Origin of the sequence: Streptomyces meridianus (assembly GCF_023703325.1) — a bacterium.
Lineage (GTDB): Bacteria > Actinomycetota > Actinomycetes > Streptomycetales > Streptomycetaceae > Streptomyces > Streptomyces meridianus.
In genome coordinates this window covers 27,693-42,253 of record NZ_JAMQGM010000020.1, presented here as the reverse complement: position 1 = coordinate 42,253, position 14,561 = coordinate 27,693, and the positions used below count along the sequence as shown (strand labels likewise).

At 71.6% G+C, this 14,561-nt stretch carries 15 protein-coding genes; 11 read left to right on the top strand and 4 right to left on the bottom strand.

Annotation, left to right across the window (positions count from 1 at the left end):
* Positions 1-90: 90 nt before the first annotated feature.
* Entirely contained in the window at positions 91-870 is a 780-nt protein-coding gene (locus tag M1E25_RS09815) for a class II aldolase/adducin family protein (RefSeq protein WP_251412765.1), read from the top strand.
* A 56-nt stretch (positions 871-926) separates the two neighbouring features.
* Positions 927-2,021, top strand: coding sequence for a hypothetical protein (locus M1E25_RS09810; RefSeq protein WP_251412762.1), 1,095 nt, complete (start codon positions 927-929; stop codon positions 2,019-2,021).
* 16 nt (positions 2,022-2,037) lie between these two features.
* Here the strand turns inward: M1E25_RS09810 and M1E25_RS09805 are convergent, their stop codons facing one another.
* Positions 2,038-2,502, bottom strand: a complete 465-nt coding sequence (locus M1E25_RS09805; protein ID WP_251412759.1) for a hypothetical protein — start codon at positions 2,500-2,502, stop codon at positions 2,038-2,040.
* A 197-nt stretch (positions 2,503-2,699) separates the two neighbouring features.
* On the opposite strand from M1E25_RS09805, the gene M1E25_RS09800 reads away from it, so the two are divergent.
* Positions 2,700-3,242, top strand: coding sequence for a DoxX family protein (locus M1E25_RS09800; RefSeq protein WP_251412756.1), 543 nt, complete (start codon positions 2,700-2,702; stop codon positions 3,240-3,242).
* Between the two features lie 82 nt (positions 3,243-3,324).
* On the top strand, positions 3,325-3,777 hold the full coding sequence (locus M1E25_RS09795; protein ID WP_251412753.1) for a GNAT family N-acetyltransferase: 453 nt from the start codon (positions 3,325-3,327) through the stop codon (positions 3,775-3,777).
* A 197-nt stretch (positions 3,778-3,974) separates the two neighbouring features.
* On the opposite strand, the gene M1E25_RS09790 is transcribed toward M1E25_RS09795, so the two are convergent.
* A complete protein-coding gene (locus tag M1E25_RS09790) occupies positions 3,975-4,196 on the bottom strand; it encodes a hypothetical protein (RefSeq protein ID WP_251412750.1) in 222 nt (73 codons plus the stop codon).
* Positions 4,183-5,475 carry a PspC domain-containing protein gene (locus M1E25_RS09785; protein WP_251412748.1) on the bottom strand — a complete coding sequence of 431 codons (1,293 nt, stop codon included), beginning with the start codon at positions 5,473-5,475 and terminating at the stop codon, positions 4,183-4,185. Before M1E25_RS09785 ends, M1E25_RS09790 begins: the two co-directional genes overlap by 14 nt.
* A 153-nt stretch (positions 5,476-5,628) precedes the next feature.
* Between M1E25_RS09785 and M1E25_RS09780 the strand changes: the two genes are divergently transcribed.
* The 7 genes from M1E25_RS09780 (at position 5,629) to M1E25_RS09750 (ending at position 12,798) form a co-directional block, all read left to right on the top strand.
* Positions 5,629-6,987, top strand: a complete 1,359-nt coding sequence (locus tag M1E25_RS09780; protein WP_251412746.1) for an ATP-binding protein — start codon at positions 5,629-5,631, stop codon at positions 6,985-6,987.
* A 53-nt stretch (positions 6,988-7,040) separates the two neighbouring features.
* Positions 7,041-7,760 carry a LuxR C-terminal-related transcriptional regulator gene (locus tag M1E25_RS09775; RefSeq protein ID WP_285830590.1) on the top strand — a complete coding sequence of 240 codons (720 nt, stop codon included), beginning with the start codon at positions 7,041-7,043 and terminating at the stop codon, positions 7,758-7,760.
* A gap of 41 nt (positions 7,761-7,801) precedes the next feature.
* Positions 7,802-8,419 (top strand): HAD family hydrolase, encoded by a 618-nt coding sequence (locus M1E25_RS09770; RefSeq protein WP_251412744.1) that lies wholly within the window; start codon positions 7,802-7,804, stop codon positions 8,417-8,419.
* A 243-nt stretch (positions 8,420-8,662) separates the two neighbouring features.
* The gene (locus tag M1E25_RS09765) at positions 8,663-9,736 is read left to right on the top strand and encodes a LacI family DNA-binding transcriptional regulator (protein ID WP_251412742.1); all 1,074 of its coding nucleotides are present in this window, start codon (positions 8,663-8,665) and stop codon (positions 9,734-9,736) included.
* The gene (locus tag M1E25_RS09760) at positions 9,733-11,016 is read left to right on the top strand and encodes an extracellular solute-binding protein (protein ID WP_251412740.1); all 1,284 of its coding nucleotides are present in this window, start codon (positions 9,733-9,735) and stop codon (positions 11,014-11,016) included. Before M1E25_RS09765 ends, M1E25_RS09760 begins: the two co-directional genes overlap by 4 nt.
* Before the next feature lie 22 nt (positions 11,017-11,038).
* Entirely contained in the window at positions 11,039-11,950 is a 912-nt protein-coding gene (locus M1E25_RS09755; RefSeq protein ID WP_251412737.1) for a carbohydrate ABC transporter permease, read from the top strand.
* Between the two features lie 5 nt (positions 11,951-11,955).
* The gene (locus M1E25_RS09750) at positions 11,956-12,798 is read left to right on the top strand and encodes a carbohydrate ABC transporter permease (RefSeq protein ID WP_251412725.1); all 843 of its coding nucleotides are present in this window, start codon (positions 11,956-11,958) and stop codon (positions 12,796-12,798) included.
* A 78-nt stretch (positions 12,799-12,876) separates the two neighbouring features.
* On the opposite strand, the gene M1E25_RS09745 is transcribed toward M1E25_RS09750, so the two are convergent.
* Complete coding sequence (locus M1E25_RS09745; RefSeq protein ID WP_251412723.1) at positions 12,877-14,346, bottom strand: FG-GAP-like repeat-containing protein; 1,470 nt, start codon at positions 14,344-14,346, stop codon at positions 12,877-12,879.
* Positions 14,347-14,561 lie beyond the last annotated feature (215 nt).

The following is a 14,561-nucleotide window of genomic DNA, read 5'->3' as shown; positions in this document are numbered from 1 at the left end:
CGGTGCGGGCCGGGCGTCCACCCCTTTCCTCGGCGGGTACCCGGAGGTAGCTTCCCGGTGCGAGACCGCGCCCCGAGGAAGAGAGCGACGATGCCCGAGCCGATACCCACCGAGCAGCTGTACTTCGCGATGCCGCCGCAGCACGAGTCGTTCGAGGACGAGCGCCGGTACCGCAAGGAGCGGCTCGCCGCAGCGATCCGGCTCTTCGGGCAGTTCGGGTACGAGGAGGGTGTGACGGGCCACATCACCGCCCGCGACCCCGAGTTCACCGACCACTTCTGGGTCAACCCGTTCGGTGTCTCCTTCCGCCACATGACCGTCAGCGACCTGCTGCTGGTGAACCGGGCCGGCGAGGTCGTCGAGGGCCGCTACCACGTCAACCAGGCCGCCTTCGCCATTCACTCCCAGGTGCACCAGGCCCGCCCGGACGTCGTCGCCGTGGCGCACAGCCACTCCACGTACGGCAGGGCGCTCGCCGCCCTCGGCGAAACCCTCGAACCGATCACCCAGGACGTGTGCGCCTTCTACGAGGACCACGCCCTCTTCGACGACTACTCCGGCGTGATCGTGGACGAGGAGGAGAGCCGGCGCATCGCGGCCTCGCTGGGGCATCGCAAGGCCGTCATCCTGCGCAATCACGGTCTGCTGACCGTCGGCGACTCGATCGATGCGGCCGCCTACTGGTTCATCACCATGGAGCGGTGCTGCCAGGTGCAGCTGGCGGCCAAGGCCGCCGGGAAGCCGGTGCTGATCGATCACGTCAACGCGATGAGCACCCGCGAGCAGCTCGGGAACGATCTCGTGGCGTGGATCAACTACCAGCCGCTGTGGCAGCAGATCAGCCGCAACGAGCCCGATCTGTTCACCTGACGGCACCGCCGATACGGCACAATTCCCTCTCACAGCAAGAGAGGTGGCGTTGCAACGTGGCCGTGGACTCGGTGAAGGACAGTGCGTCGGCCGGTGCCGGCGGGTGCACCTGCGGGAACTGCCCGCGCGGGGCTCGCCACGGGCACCGGCGGGCAGTCGCGGCGTTCGTGGAGCTGCGCGACGGCCTGGCCGCCGGCCGCGGGGTGCCGAGCGCACTGGCGCACTCGTCCGGGGCGTCCCGGCAGTGGGTGTCGGACGAGCTGACGGAGTCGGCCCGCACCCTGGCCGAACGCGGACGTGTCGAGGGCGACTTGCGCGGACGCCGGCTGAGCGGCGCCTTGGCCGCGCCGCTCATCGGTGAGGACAACCGGCTCTCCACCTCACGGACCGTGGCGGCGGTGTGGGTGCTGCTGGCCGTGCTCGCGATACTGGTCACTGCCGTCGGCCTGGTCGTCCGGGCGGACGAACGGGACGCGGTGCCGGGCGGATTGAGCCACGGCGCGGCGCTCGCGGCCGTCCTGGTGATCACCTCACTGATCGCCGTCGCGGTGCGGCAGGTCGTCGCCGTGCGGGTGCGTGCCCAGCGGCTCCAGAAGCTGCGTGCTGCCCGGCCCCGCTGGACCGACCTGCTGTGCGACGACTCCGGGCGGGGGAGTTTCGCCGACGTCCAGTACATGCTGGTGACGTCGGCCGTCGCGGTGTTCGCCGTGGTGCGGCTGGTGCAGGACCCCTACCGGCTGCCCCGGCTGCCGTGGGCGCTCGCGGTGCTGGCGGCGGCCTCGGCGGTGACCTACCTGGCGGCCAAGTTCACGGAGAGCGGCCGGCCGGTCGTCCTGTCCGTGGTCCGGGTCCGGGAGGCGGGCGGCCTGGACGGGCCGGTACGCACCGGTGACGACATCGAGATCCGCGGCTGCGGATTCGTGCCCCCGGGGGCGCAGAGCCCGGACCTGCTGGGCCGGGTGGTCGTGCGGATCGGCGCGGTGAACGTGCACGTCCCGCTGGTCCCGGTGCCCGGTGGCTTCACCAACCCCTCGGACACCCTGCTGACGGTGCCGGTGCCCGCGGAGGTCGAACCGGGGCGGGTGGACGTGCAGGTCGTCACCGCGTCCGGCGCGGTCACCAACCGGCTCCCCCTGGACGTCGTCGACTGAGCGAGGCCCACGCCTGTCACGGGCAGCGGATGCCCTGCTTCCGCAGCCACTCGCACTGCGTCTCGCCCGAGGTCCGACCGCCGTTGTAGGCACGGGGATCCCGGTAGCCGGGACCGATCGGCTCGTGGCTCTCGAAGACGCCGTCGCCGTCGAGGTCACCGCCGTTCGGATCGGGCGGCCCCGTCCGATCGGTCCGGCAGGGGCCCCGGTTCTCCCAGGTGCAGCCCTGTGCGGCCGAACTGCCGCCCGGCTGCGGGGCGGACGTCCGGGCCCGGCTCGGGGAGGGCGTCGCGGAACTCGTGCGCGGGGAGGGTTTCGTGGCGGTGGCGTTCGGCTTCGCCGAACCGGACGACGGGGAGGAGGCGGTCGCGGTGGGCTCGTTCCCGCCGTCGCCCCCGGAACAGCCCGCGACCAGCAGCAGACCGGCCGCCAGGGCAGCTGCCCAGGCGGTGACTCGGGCAGAACGGGCTCGGACGGTCACGGTGCTGCTCCCTTCACCCTCGGCCTATGCGTTTGCCTCATTCTGGCCGAGCAGCCGGTGCGCCGCCTTCCGGCGTCACCCGGCCGCGGCGGGCCGGGCACACGGTCCGGTTCGTGCCCCGTCGTGTCCGCCGTTCTTCCGGGAACGGCCTCCCGCCGAGGAGAATCGGCGGAGGCGGCTACGGAGAGGCGGATGTCATGAGCCACGGGTTGCGGGGGCACGGCGGTGGCCGGGCGGACCGGGACGGGCCCGGCGGGTGGCGGGCGGTTGCCACGCGTCACGCCCTGCTGCCGCTGCGGGTGTTCCTCGGCGTCACCTTCGTCTACGCGGGCATCGACAAACTGACCGACCCGGACTTCCTGCGAGCCGAAGGACCGGGCTCGCTCGGTGAACTGATGAACTCCGTGCGGGACACCTCGGCGATCCCCGCGATGGTCGACCTCGCGCTGAAGAGCCCCGTCGGTTTCGGCTACGCCATCGCGGCGGGGGAGATCGCGGTCGGATTGGGCATCCTGGTCGGGCTGCTGGCCCGGATCGCCGCACTCGGCGGTGCGCTGATCTCGCTGAGCCTGTGGCTGACCGTCAGCTGGGACACCGAGCCGTACTACTACGGCAACGACCTTGCGTACCTGATGGCCTGGATCCCGCTGGTCCTCGCCGGGGCCGCCACCTTCTCCGTGGACAGCCTGATCGCGCAGCGCAGGCGCCACCGGCGGGTGATCGGCAGCCGCGCGTACTGACCGGACAGGCTGCTGCGGGACCACGTGCTCCCGGAGCCCGTGGTTCACGTGCCGGTAACAGACGTTCGGCACAATCCTGGGCGTGAGGATCGAGCAGGTTGCCTGGACGGACCCGGATGCCGAGGCGCTCCGCGCGCGGCAGCGGGCCGAGATCGCCGAGATGTACGGGACACCGGACAGCGAATCCGGGGTTCCGCCGACGGCCTCCGACATCGCGGCGTTCTTCGTCGGGTACGACGACCGCGCCGCCGTGGGGTGCGCGGGCCTGCGCGATCTCGGCGGCGGCGTCGGCGAGGTCAAGCGGATGTACGTCGACCCGGGCCACCGGGGTACGGGCGCGGGCGCCCGCATCCTGGGCACCCTCGAGGACTGGGCGCGCGCCCGGGGCTGGACGCGGCTGCGCCTGGAGCTGGGGGACCGCCAGCCCGCGGCCCTGCGGTTCTACGTCCGATGCGGCTACCGGCGGATCCCCAACTTCGGCCACTACGCGGGCGTCGAGGGCTCGCTGTGCTTCGAGCGGAAGCTGATGCGCTGAGACCGGGCGGTGTCCCGGAACGCGGGCCCCGTGCGGGCTGCCGCACGCCGACGACCGTGACCGGACGAGCCGCGCGCCGTTGCCGTGCCTGCCGCACCGCCGCGTCTGACGCGCACCGCCGCGCCGCGCTCCTCCCGTACCGCCACGCCGCTGTTCACCGCCGCGCCCCGGTCGCGTTGCCGCGCCGCTGCAACCGCCTACGGCCCGCCCGGGTCGTCGCTGCGGCGGTCCGACCGGCGGGACCACGGCCCGTACGCCCCCACCACCCAGGCCAGGCACAGCCCGCCCGACAGCAACGGCACCAACAGCAGGGACGGCACGGCCAGTTCACCGAACGCGTCCAGCGCGTACAACACGCCGGTTCCCAGGACGACCAGGCCGGCCGTCAGTTTCGCGGGCTCGAACTCATGGCTGCGCACGCTTCACCTCCACCTGACCGGTACCGGCCTCCAGCCGGAGCACGAGGGTTCCCTGCGACGCCCCGTCGCCGGACGGCCGCAGCACCATCCGCCGTTGCTGTCCCGTGCCGACACGGAATTCCTCGCGCTGCTGTCCGGGCAGCCGGATGTCGCCCAGACCGACGTCCACGGTGAGCGAGACGACCGTGTCCGCGGGGACCGTCACCTCCAGCCGCCCTGCCGCCACCCGTGCCCGGGTGGTGAGCGTCCGGCCCTCGCCCGGAGCCGCCCGGGACAGGTCGAGGGTGCCGAGTCCGCTGCCGATCACGTACTCCTCCCGCACCCCCGAGGCATTCGCCGGCGTCCACTCGACGCGGGCCCAGTCGGAGCCGATGTCCCGGGGCAGCGCTGCCGCCGCGGCGAGCAGCACGGCCGTCAGGGCCACGTTCAGGATCGTGCCGGCGCCGGTCCTGCCGAACCAGGCGCTGACCAGGAGCCCGAGGCCGAACACGACCAGCGCGCAGGTCAGTCCGGTCTGCAGGGCGAGCCCGACCGAGCCGTCGTCCCAGCGAATCCAGCAGGCGGTGACGGCCGCCGCCAGCGCGAGCAGGAACGTGGTGCCGCCGATGCCGCGGGTGTCGCGGACTCTGCGGGAGCGTCCGGCGCGGGCGTCCTTCCCGTCGAACGGACCGATGTCCGGACCCCACAGATAGCCGGAGTCCGCCGGCCCGCCCTCGCCGTCCCGGTCGGACTGCTCCCGCCACCAGGACGGCGCGCCCGGTGACGGCGGCGCCTGGGTCTCCGGCGGCGCGTCGGCGACCGCGTGGGCGGCCACCGGATCGACCGCTGCGCCGCCGGTGATCCTGCGACGGACCCGCGACCAGTGCGCCGCGCCGATCACGGCGCCGGACAGCAGGACGGAGAACAGGAGCACCCCGCCGTTGTCCAGCATCGACAGCAGCAGCCCGCAGCCGACGAGGGCGCAGAGCAGGGCCGTGAGCCCGGGGCCGTCGACCCGTCCGGACAGCAGCCGACGGCCCTCGTTCTCGTCCTCGCCGTCCAGGGGGTACCGCAGCCAGGCCGCGCCGTACGCGATGAGGCCGATGCCGCCGGACAGCGCGAGGACGGCGAGCACGACCCGGAAGATGACGGGGTCGGCGTCGAACTCCCGGCCCAGACCGCCGCACACGCCGGCGATCACCTTGTTCCCGCGGCTCCGGCGGAGTGCGCCGCCGAGCCGTTCCGGCGGCCCCGCCGGTGGCGCCGCGCGCTGCCCGGTTCCGGGCTGCTGATGGGTCATGCGCCCCATGGTGGCCCGTCCGGGGGCTTGCCGGGACCGGTGCCGACCCTGGCTCGTCCCGGATATCTCCCCGTGGGGGGACGCCCGCCTCGGGGGCGGCGTCAGGGTCGTCCCTGATGCCACCGGGGCCGGGTGCGTGTGACGATCGGGGGCATGACCGCCGCCACGCAACCGCCCCCGGGTGCCGCCGACCACGGCCACGGGACGTCCTCCCGGCCCGCGGGGCAGCAGGACGACCCGGTCGGGCGCAGGCTCTACCGCAGCGCGGAGGGCCGGATGCTGGGCGGGGTGGCGCGCGGTCTCGCGGGGCACCTGGGGCTGCCCGTCTCGTGGGTACGGCTGGTGTTCCTGGCGCTTTTCGTGGTGGACGGGCTGGGTGCGATCGTCTACGCCGCCTTCTGGTTCGTGGTCCCGCTGGGGGTCGGCGGCGTCGGGGTGGGCGTTGCCCGGCGCGTGTCCGAACCGGCCGCACGGACCGGTCCCGACGGGCTGCGGGGTTTCACCAGGAGGCCCGACAAGGGGCAGATCCTGGCGCTCCTGGCGCTCGTCGTGGGCCTCGGTGTCTACGTCAACAACCTCGATTTCGGCGGGCCGTTCAGCCTCCACCTGCTTCCGTTGCTGCTGATCGGCGCGGGCGTGGCCCTGGTGTGGCGGCAGGCGGACGACGCGCGCCGCGCCCGCTGGACGGCGGTCGGTCGGTCCAAGCACCTGCTGCCCGTGGCCCGGACAGCGGCGGGGGTCGTCCTGGTCGGTGCGGGCGTCTCGGGCATCGTCGTGCTCCAGGGGTCGGCGCGGCACCTGGGGTCGGCTCTCCAGGCGGCGCTGGCCGTGCTGGTGGGCATCGCGCTGCTGGCCGGGCCGTACGTGGTGCGCATGACCCAGGACCTGCACACCGAGCGGCTGGCGCGCATCCGTGCCCAGGAGCGGGCCGAAGTGGCCGCACACGTCCACGACTCGGTTCTGCACACCCTGACGCTCATCCAGCGCAACGCCTCCGACGCGCGTGAGGTCGCGCGTCTCGCGCGGGCACAGGAGCGGGAGCTGCGGGCCTGGCTGCACCGGCCGCAGGGCGCGGCCACCGGCGCGGACGCGGGCGACGGCGACGGACCCGGGACGCTGGCCGAGGCGGTCCGCGCCACGGCGGCCGAGGTGGAGGACCATCACGGGGTTCCTGTGGAGGTGGTGTGTGTCGGGGACTGCCCGCTGGAGGAGCGGCTGGCGGCCCAGGTGCAGGCCGCGCGGGAGGCGATGGTCAACGCGGCGAAGTACGGCGGCGAGGACGGGCCGGTCCAGGTGTACGCGGAGGTGGAGGGGCGTACCGTCTTTGTCTCGGTACGCGACCACGGGCCCGGCTTCGACCCGGACGCGGTGCCCGCCGACCGGATGGGCGTGCGCGAGTCGATCGTCGGCCGGATGCAGCGCAACGGCGGTACGGCGCACCTGCGTTCGGCGCCGGACGGGGGCACGGTGGTGGAACTGGAGACGGATCGGATGACGGAGCGGTCGTCATGACCGGGGGCGACAACGGGAACGACGGGAACGGGGAACGGACGATGAACGACCGTATGCGGGACGGGCACGGCAGCGTGGAGGACGGCGACGGGGCAGCGGCGCCGCCGGACAGCCGGCCGGTGCGGGTGGTGCTGGTCGACGACCACCGGATGTTCCGCACCGGTGTGCAGGCCGAGATCGGGCAGAGCGGCAGCACCGGCGTCGAGGTCGTCGGGGAGGCCGCCGACGTCGACCAGGCGGTCACGGTGATCACCGCGACCCGGCCGGAGGTGGTCCTGCTCGACGTGCATCTGCCGGGCGGCGGCGGGGTCGAGGTGCTGCGGCGCTCGGCGGCGCTGATGACGGACGGCGAGCGGCCGGTGCGCTTCCTCGCGCTGTCGGTGTCGGACGCCGCGGAGGACGTCATCGCGGTGATCCGCGGCGGGGCGCGCGGCTACGTCACCAAGACCATCACCGGCGCGGACCTGGTGGAGGCGATCCACAAGGTGCGTGACGGGGACGCGGTGTTCTCGCCGCGGCTGGCGGGCTTCGTGCTGGACGCGTTCGCCTCCACCGAGGCACCGCCGCTGGACGAGGACCTGGACCGGCTGACGCAGCGCGAGCGGGAGGTGCTGCGGCTGATCGCGCGCGGCTACGCGTACAAGGAGATCGCCAAGCAGCTGTTCATCTCGGTGAAGACGGTGGAGTCCCACGTCAGCGCAGTATTGCGGAAGTTGCAGCTGTCCAACCGGCACGAGCTGACGCGCTGGGCGACGGCGCGTCGGCTGGTCTGAAGCCGCACGGAAGGCGGGCTGTGGCTGCCAGGATCGGCTGCATGACTGCTCCGACCTTCCGGTCCTTCGATGCTCTGCTGTGCGACTTCGACGGTGTGCTGCGGCTGTGGGATCCGCAGGGCATGCCCGGGCTCGACCGGGCCTACGACTTGCCGGAGGGGACGCTCGCCGCGGCGGCGTTCGGCCCGGAGCGGTTGTTGCCCGCCGTCACCGGGAAGTGCACGGACGAGCAGTGGCGGGCCTCGGTCGCCCGTGAACTCGCCCGGCCCTGCGGGTCGTTGGAGCGGGCGCGGCAGCTCGCCGCCGAGTGGAGTGCGCTGACCGGCGAGGTCGACGCGGCGGTGCTGGAGCTGCTGGCCGAGGCCCGCCGACGTGGGCCGGTGGTGCTGGTGTCCAACGCCACGACGCGTCTTGAGTCGGATCTCGAGCTGCTGGGCCTGACCGGCGTCTTCGACGCCGTCGTCAGCAGTGCCCGGATCGGGATGGCCAAGCCGGAATCGGGCATTTATCGCTATGCGGCGAAAGCAGTCGATATGCCGCTCGGTCGATGCCTGTTCGTGGACGACGCTGCCGCGAATGTCGAGGCCGCACGCACCCAGGGCATGGCGGGCGTGCACTACCGCTCGCCGGCCGATCTGCGGGCCGTACTGGCCGGCTGACCGCCTTCGGCCCCGACTGCCCGATTCCCGGAGCGAGTTCCGCGGTGCGGCGTCCCCGTCGCGCACGACCTCGCCCGCTTCGCGATCGAACCGGTTTGAACACCACACCCGGAACCTCTTGACACCCGTCGCTCAAACCGGTTTGGTTCCACACCAGGGTTCGCAGTCGACGACGTCCGCGAAGAACACGGCAGGCACGTGTGCCGGCCGAGCCCGATCCCCCTCGTCCGGACAGGAGAGACGGTGCGCCGAAGCCCGACCATCGCCGACGTCGCCCGCGCTGCGGGTGTCTCGAAGGGGACGGTGTCGTTCGCCCTGAACGACCGCCCCGGCGTCGCTCCGGAGACCAAGGCGAGAATCCTCGCCGCGGCGGCGGAGCTGGGTTTCCATCCGAGCCACCGGGCCCGCGCCCTGTCCCACTCCCGCGCCTTCGCGCTCGGCCTGGTCATGGCCCGGCCTGCGGAGCTGCTGGGGGCGGACCCCTTCTTCCCCGCGTTCATCGCGGGTGTGGAGACCGAACTGGCGAAGGTCGGCCAGGCGCTGGTCCTGCGGGTCGTCACCGGCGGCTGGGACGAGGAGGCCGCCGGGTACCGGCAGTTCGCCGAGGACGGCCGGGTCGACGGCGTCTTCCTCTCCGACCTGCGGGTCGGCGGCGACCCCCGGCTGGCGCTGCTGGAGGAGCTGCGACTGCCCGCCGTCACCCTCCAGCCGCCGGACGCCTCGCCGTTCCCGGCTGTGGCGCTCGACGAGCGGACCGGCATCCGTGCCGCCGTCGAGCACTTGGTCGGCCTCGGGCATCGGCGGATCGGACATGTCACCGGGCCGCAGGAGTTCGTGCACGGCCGCGGCCGGCGCGACGCCTGGCGCGACGCCCTCGCCGGCCTGGGGCTGCCGCCCGGACCGGAGGCGGCCGGGGACTTCACGGCCGCCGGCGGCGCTGACGCCACCCGCCGCCTGCTGCGGGACGGCGAACCGCCGACCGCCATCGTCTACGCCAACGACCTCATGGCCATCGCGGGCATCACCGTCGCCCACGAGCTGGGCCTCTCCATCCCCGGCGACCTGTCGATCACCGGCTTCGACGACACGGAGCTCGCCGGCCACGTCCACCCCCCGCTGACCACCGTCCACATGGACGCTCTCGGCATGGGCCGTGCCGCGGCCCGCACCCTGCTCCGGCTCGTCGAGTCGGGCAGCGCGGAGAGCATCGAGCTTCCTCCGACGGAACTGGTCGTCCGCCGGTCCACCGCACCGCCCCGCAGCGGCGGCGCATCCCTGCCCCCTCCCCGAGCCGAGCACCCACGGAGTTCCTCATGAAACGCGCTCTTCCCTTCGCCGCAGCCCTGCTGATCCTGCCGCTCGCCGCCTGCGGGGGCGGCTCGGGCGGCGACGCCGCCAAGGCGGCCGGCTCCAAGGGCCCGATCAAGATCTGGTACGCCAACAACCCGGAAGAGATCGCCTGGGCCAAGCAGATGGTCCAGTCCTGGAACTCCGCGCACAAGGACCAGAAGGTCACCGCGCAGGAGATACCCGCCGGCAAGAGCTCCGAAGAGGTCATCGGTGCGGCGATCACCGCGGGCAACGCCCCGTGCCTGGTCTTCAACACCTCGCCGGCCGCGGTCTCCCAGTTCCAGAAGCAGGGCGGCCTGGTGCCGCTCGACAACTTCCCCGGCGCAGCCGAGCACATCGAGAAGCGCTCCGGAGATCTCGCGCAGCAGTACAAGTCCGACGACGGCAAGTACTACCAGCTGCCCTGGAAGTCCAACCCGGTGATGATCTCCTACAACAAGAAGATGTTCGAGAAGGCGGGCCTCGACCCGGAGAAGCCCGAGCTGTCGACGTACGACGACTTCCTCGCCGCGTCGAAGAAGCTCACCGGCAAGGGCGGTGCCAAGGCCGCGATCTGGCCCGCGCCCAGCTCGGAGTTCTTCCAGTCCTGGTTCGACTTCTACCCGCTGTTCGCCGCGGAGACCGGCGGCAAGCAGCTGCTGGAGGACGGCAAGGCGCAGTTCACCGGCCCCGAGGGGCAGCGTGTCGCGGACTTCTGGAAGTCCATGTACAGCAAGGGCTACGCGCAGAAGGAGAAGTACAACGGCGACTCGTTCGCCGACGAGAAGGCCGCGATGACCATCGCCGGCCCGTGGGCCGCCAAGGTCTACGGCGAGAAGATCGACTACGGCGTCGTCCCGGTGCCGACCTCGAAGGGCACGCCCGCCGCGGACACCAAGACCTTCAGCGACGCCAAGTCCGTCGGCATGTTCAGCTCCTGCAAGAACCAGGGCACCGCGTGGGAGGTCATGAAGTTCGCGACCTCCCGGGACCAGGACGGCAAGCTGCTCGAGACCACCGGCCAGATGCCCGTGCGTGACGGTCTGACCGGCACCTACGCGGACTTCTTCGAGAAGAACCCGCAGTACAAGGCCTACGCCGACGCGGCCGCCCACACGGTCGAGGTGCCCAACGTGCCCGAGTCCATCAAGGTGTGGCAGACGTTCCGGGACGCCTACTCCCGCTCGGTGATCTTCGGCAAGTCGGACCCGGAGAGCGAGCTGAAGAAGGCCGCGGCCGAGGCCGAGAAGCTCGCCGGCCAGAAGTGATCGGTTCGTAGAGGTGCCTTCGATGTCTTCCCCCGCACGGGGCGCCACGAGTCCCGGGAGACTGCGGTCGCTGGGCCGCAACCTCCTGGGACTCGGGTTCGTCTCGCCCTACCTGGCGTTCGTCGCCGTCGTGTTCGCCTACCCGTTCGGGTTCGCGGTGTGGATGTCGTTCCACGACTACTTCTTCACCGCCCCCAACGTCGTCGTCGAGCACCCGTTCGTCGGCTTCGAGAACTACGTGACGGTGCTGACCGACCCCGACGTCCGCCGGTCGTTCGTCAACATCCTGGTCTTCCTGGTCATCAACGTGCCGCTGACCGTGTTCGCGTCGATGGTGCTGGCCACCGCGCTGAACGCCAAGCTGCCGATGCGCTCGTTCTTCCGCGCCGCCTACTACGTGCCGTACATCACGGCGAGCGTCGCGGTCGTCGGCGTCTGGCTGTGGCTGTTCAGCAGCGGCGGCCTGGTCAACCAGCTGCTGGGGGACCTCGCCCCGGAACCGAGCTGGCTGGTCAACGAGACCCTCGCCATGCCGCTGATCGCGGTGTTCGTGGCCTGGAAGCAGCTCGGGTTCTTCATCATGCTCTACCTGGCGGCGCTGCAGAACGTGCCCAAGGAGCTGTACGAATCCGCGGACGTCGACGGCGCCTCCACCGTGCGCAAGTTCCTGTCGGTGACCGTTCCGGGCGTGCGGCCGGCGACCACCCTGGTGCTGATCGTCGCCACCATCACCGGCGCGAACCTGTTCACCGAGCCCTACCTGCTCACCGGCGGCGGCGGACCGGACGGGTCCTCCGCCTCCCCGGTCCTGCTCATGTACCAGCGGGGCATCGAGCAGGGAAGTCCGGACGTGGCCGCTGCGATCGGCGTGCTGCTGGTGCTGTTCGTTCTGGTCGTGTCCCTGATCAACCGCAAGCTGACGGAAAGGGGCTGAGCGTCATGTCCGCCCCCAAGACAGGCCGGAAGCTGCCGCGCCTGATCGTGCTGCTCATCGGCGCTTGCGCGTTCCTCTTCCCCTTCTACTACATGGTGGTCGGCTCGCTGCAGCCGGAACCCAGCTCCGACCCGTCGGCCCTGCTGCCGAATCCGGCCGGTCTCACCCTGGGCAACTACACGGCGATCAACGACCGGGTGCCGCTGCTGTCCGCCCTGGCCAACTCCGGGATCTTCACCGGCGGCGTCATCGCGGGCACGGTCGTGTTCGGGCTGCTGGCCGGCTACGCGCTGGCGCAGATGCGGTTCAAGGGCCGGGGCCTGGTGTTCGGAACCGTGCTGCTCGTGCAACTGGTGCCGTTCCAGTTGCTGATGATCCCGCTCTACGTGATGATCGTCCGCACGTACGGGCTGGCCGACACCTACCTCGGCATCATCCTGCCGTTCGCGGTCAACTCGACGGCGGTGTTCGTCTTCCGGCAGTTCTTCCTGCAACTGCCCCGCGAACTCTTCGAGTCGGCGCGCATCGACGGCGCGGGCGAGCTCACGATCATGCTGAGGATCGCGGTCCCGTTGTGCAAGCCCGCGCTGCTCACCACGGTGCTGCTGACGTTCATCGGTCCCTGGAACGAGTTCCTCTGGCCGTTCCTGGTCACCAAGGACCCGGACATGCAGCCGCTGGCAGTGGCGCTGGCCAACTACATCTCGAACGTCGCAGGCCGGGCGGCCAACCCGTTCGGGGCGATCCTCGCCGGGGCGTGCGTTCTCGCGGGGCCCGCGGTGGCGCTCTACCTGGCCTTCCAGCGCCGGTTCGTCTCGACGGACCTGGGGTCGGGTGTGAAGGGCTGAGTCTCCGCCTGTGACGACGGCGGCGCGGCGCCGCGGGACGACCGATGGTCCCGGGAGCCGCGCCGCAGTCGTCATGCGTCAGCCACTGATCGCGACCCCGAACTCGGGCCACTCGTCGGTCGGCAGACCGGCGGTGCCGGCCCCGAAGCTCACGGCTCCCGTGGTGGTCAGACCCGATGCGGCCCCCTTGAGCGACCACACCGCGCCGTCCATGTTGTTCTCACTGTTGGCACCGACGGCGAGGTCGGCCCTCCCGTCACCGCTGGTGTCGGCGAGGGCCACGGCGGCTCCGAAGTAATCGCCTGCCTCGGCCGCACCGGGCACCCCCGGGGAGCCCTGGTTGTATGCGTATGCCGCTCCGGTGGCCAGGCCGCCGACGGCTCCGGGGATCACGGTGACCGACCCCGTGTACTCGGCCGTGCCGACCGATTCATAACGGGAGCCCACGGCAAGGTCGGCCAGGCCGTCCCCGTTGATGTCGCCCAGGGTCACCGAGGATCCGAACTCGTCGCCCTCTTCGGAGGCACCGGGAACACCGGCACTGTCCTGAGTGATCGTCACGGCGGGACGCGATGTGTCGGGGCCGTCGGCCGAGCCGTAGGTCAGCGTGACGTTCCCTCCCAGGCTCGCCCCCTCGATCCAGGACCGGGGATCCCACCGGAATCCGGTCACGATGTCGGCGTATCCGTCGCCGTCCACATCGCCGACGGCGGCTGCTTCGCCGTGGGAGACCTCGCCGGCGTAGGTCCGTCGATTGAGGTCGAGGGGGGCCAGGTACAGGGACTGCTTGAAGTACTCCCTCGTGTCGTTGTTGTCGCCGCCGACGACGAGATCGTCCGTGCCGTCACCGTTGACGTCGCCCGCGGTGAGCGAGCTGATGCCGGTGCTGCTCTCGGTCAGCGAGGTGTCCTCGAAGCCGTTGCGGCCACCGAGCTTGCTGCTCTTGACGGTTCCGCCCTTGTAGAAGAACACGTAGTTGTAGCTGCGTTGGCCGACGGCGAGGTCGTCACGGCCGTTCCCGTCGAAGTCCCCGCTGGTGAGGACATGTCCGTAGCCCTTCGGGTAGTTCATCGGCGGGATCTCCAGGGCGGTGCCGCCGGACAGCCCTGTGCTGCCGCCCCACAGCACGGTGACCGCACCGGAGTTCTCCCCCGTCCCCAGCCCCGCGGAAGTGTCCTCGCCGGGCGCTCCGACGGCCAGGTCCGCGTAACCGTCGCTGTTGAAGTCGCCGGATGCCGTGGTGCTCCCGAAGCCGTCCCCGACCTCGGAGGCACCGGGGACGCCGCTGGAACTCTGCGTCACCACCTGGGTCCGGCTGCTCTTCACCCCGTTCGCCGAGCCAAAGGTGACGACCACCGCTCCTGCCTGGTTGTGGCCGTTGACGACGGTGCCCGGTGCGGAGACCGCGAGGTCGTCGTAGCCGTCGCCATTGAAGTCGGAGGCATGCGTGGCGGCCGGCGCGGCAGTGGCGGGCGGAACCGTGACCGTCAGCAGGCCACCGGCCATGGTGGCGCTGGTGGCGATGGCGACACGAAGTCTCTTGCGCATGCGGGAGGTCTCCTGGGGGGGATGCGGTGCATCTGCGAAGGGGGAAAGCCGTGGGGGAGTACGGGGGAGCCCGTCCTGTGGCGATCACTGGACGGCTCGGGATGGTGCGGGAGGCGGCAGTCGCCGCACAGGAGACGAACGAAACGGAGAAAGGGTTGTACGGGACCCGCGCGATTCCGGCGTGCAGTTCGGACCGTGCCCGAGCGAGCGGGATT

What these genes read in the sequence shown, in the direction of transcription:
- M1E25_RS09815 (WP_251412765.1), top strand. Translation starts at nt 91, where the DNA reads ATGCCCGAGCCGATACCCACCGAGCAGCTGTACTTCGCGATGCCGCCG.
- M1E25_RS09800 (WP_251412756.1), top strand. Translation starts at nt 2,700, where the DNA reads ATGAGCCACGGGTTGCGGGGGCACGGCGGTGGCCGGGCGGACCGGGAC.
- M1E25_RS09785 (WP_251412748.1), bottom strand. Translation starts at nt 5,475, where the DNA reads ATGACCCATCAGCAGCCCGGAACCGGGCAGCGCGCGGCGCCACCGGCG.
- M1E25_RS09780 (WP_251412746.1), top strand. Translation starts at nt 5,629, where the DNA reads ATGACCGCCGCCACGCAACCGCCCCCGGGTGCCGCCGACCACGGCCAC.
- M1E25_RS09775 (WP_285830590.1), top strand. Translation starts at nt 7,041, where the DNA reads ATGCGGGACGGGCACGGCAGCGTGGAGGACGGCGACGGGGCAGCGGCG.
- M1E25_RS09770 (WP_251412744.1), top strand. Translation starts at nt 7,802, where the DNA reads ATGACTGCTCCGACCTTCCGGTCCTTCGATGCTCTGCTGTGCGACTTC.
- M1E25_RS09760 (WP_251412740.1), top strand. Translation starts at nt 9,733, where the DNA reads ATGAAACGCGCTCTTCCCTTCGCCGCAGCCCTGCTGATCCTGCCGCTC.
- M1E25_RS09755 (WP_251412737.1), top strand. Translation starts at nt 11,039, where the DNA reads ATGTCTTCCCCCGCACGGGGCGCCACGAGTCCCGGGAGACTGCGGTCG.
- M1E25_RS09750 (WP_251412725.1), top strand. Translation starts at nt 11,956, where the DNA reads ATGTCCGCCCCCAAGACAGGCCGGAAGCTGCCGCGCCTGATCGTGCTG.
- M1E25_RS09745 (WP_251412723.1), bottom strand. Translation starts at nt 14,346, where the DNA reads ATGCGCAAGAGACTTCGTGTCGCCATCGCCACCAGCGCCACCATGGCC.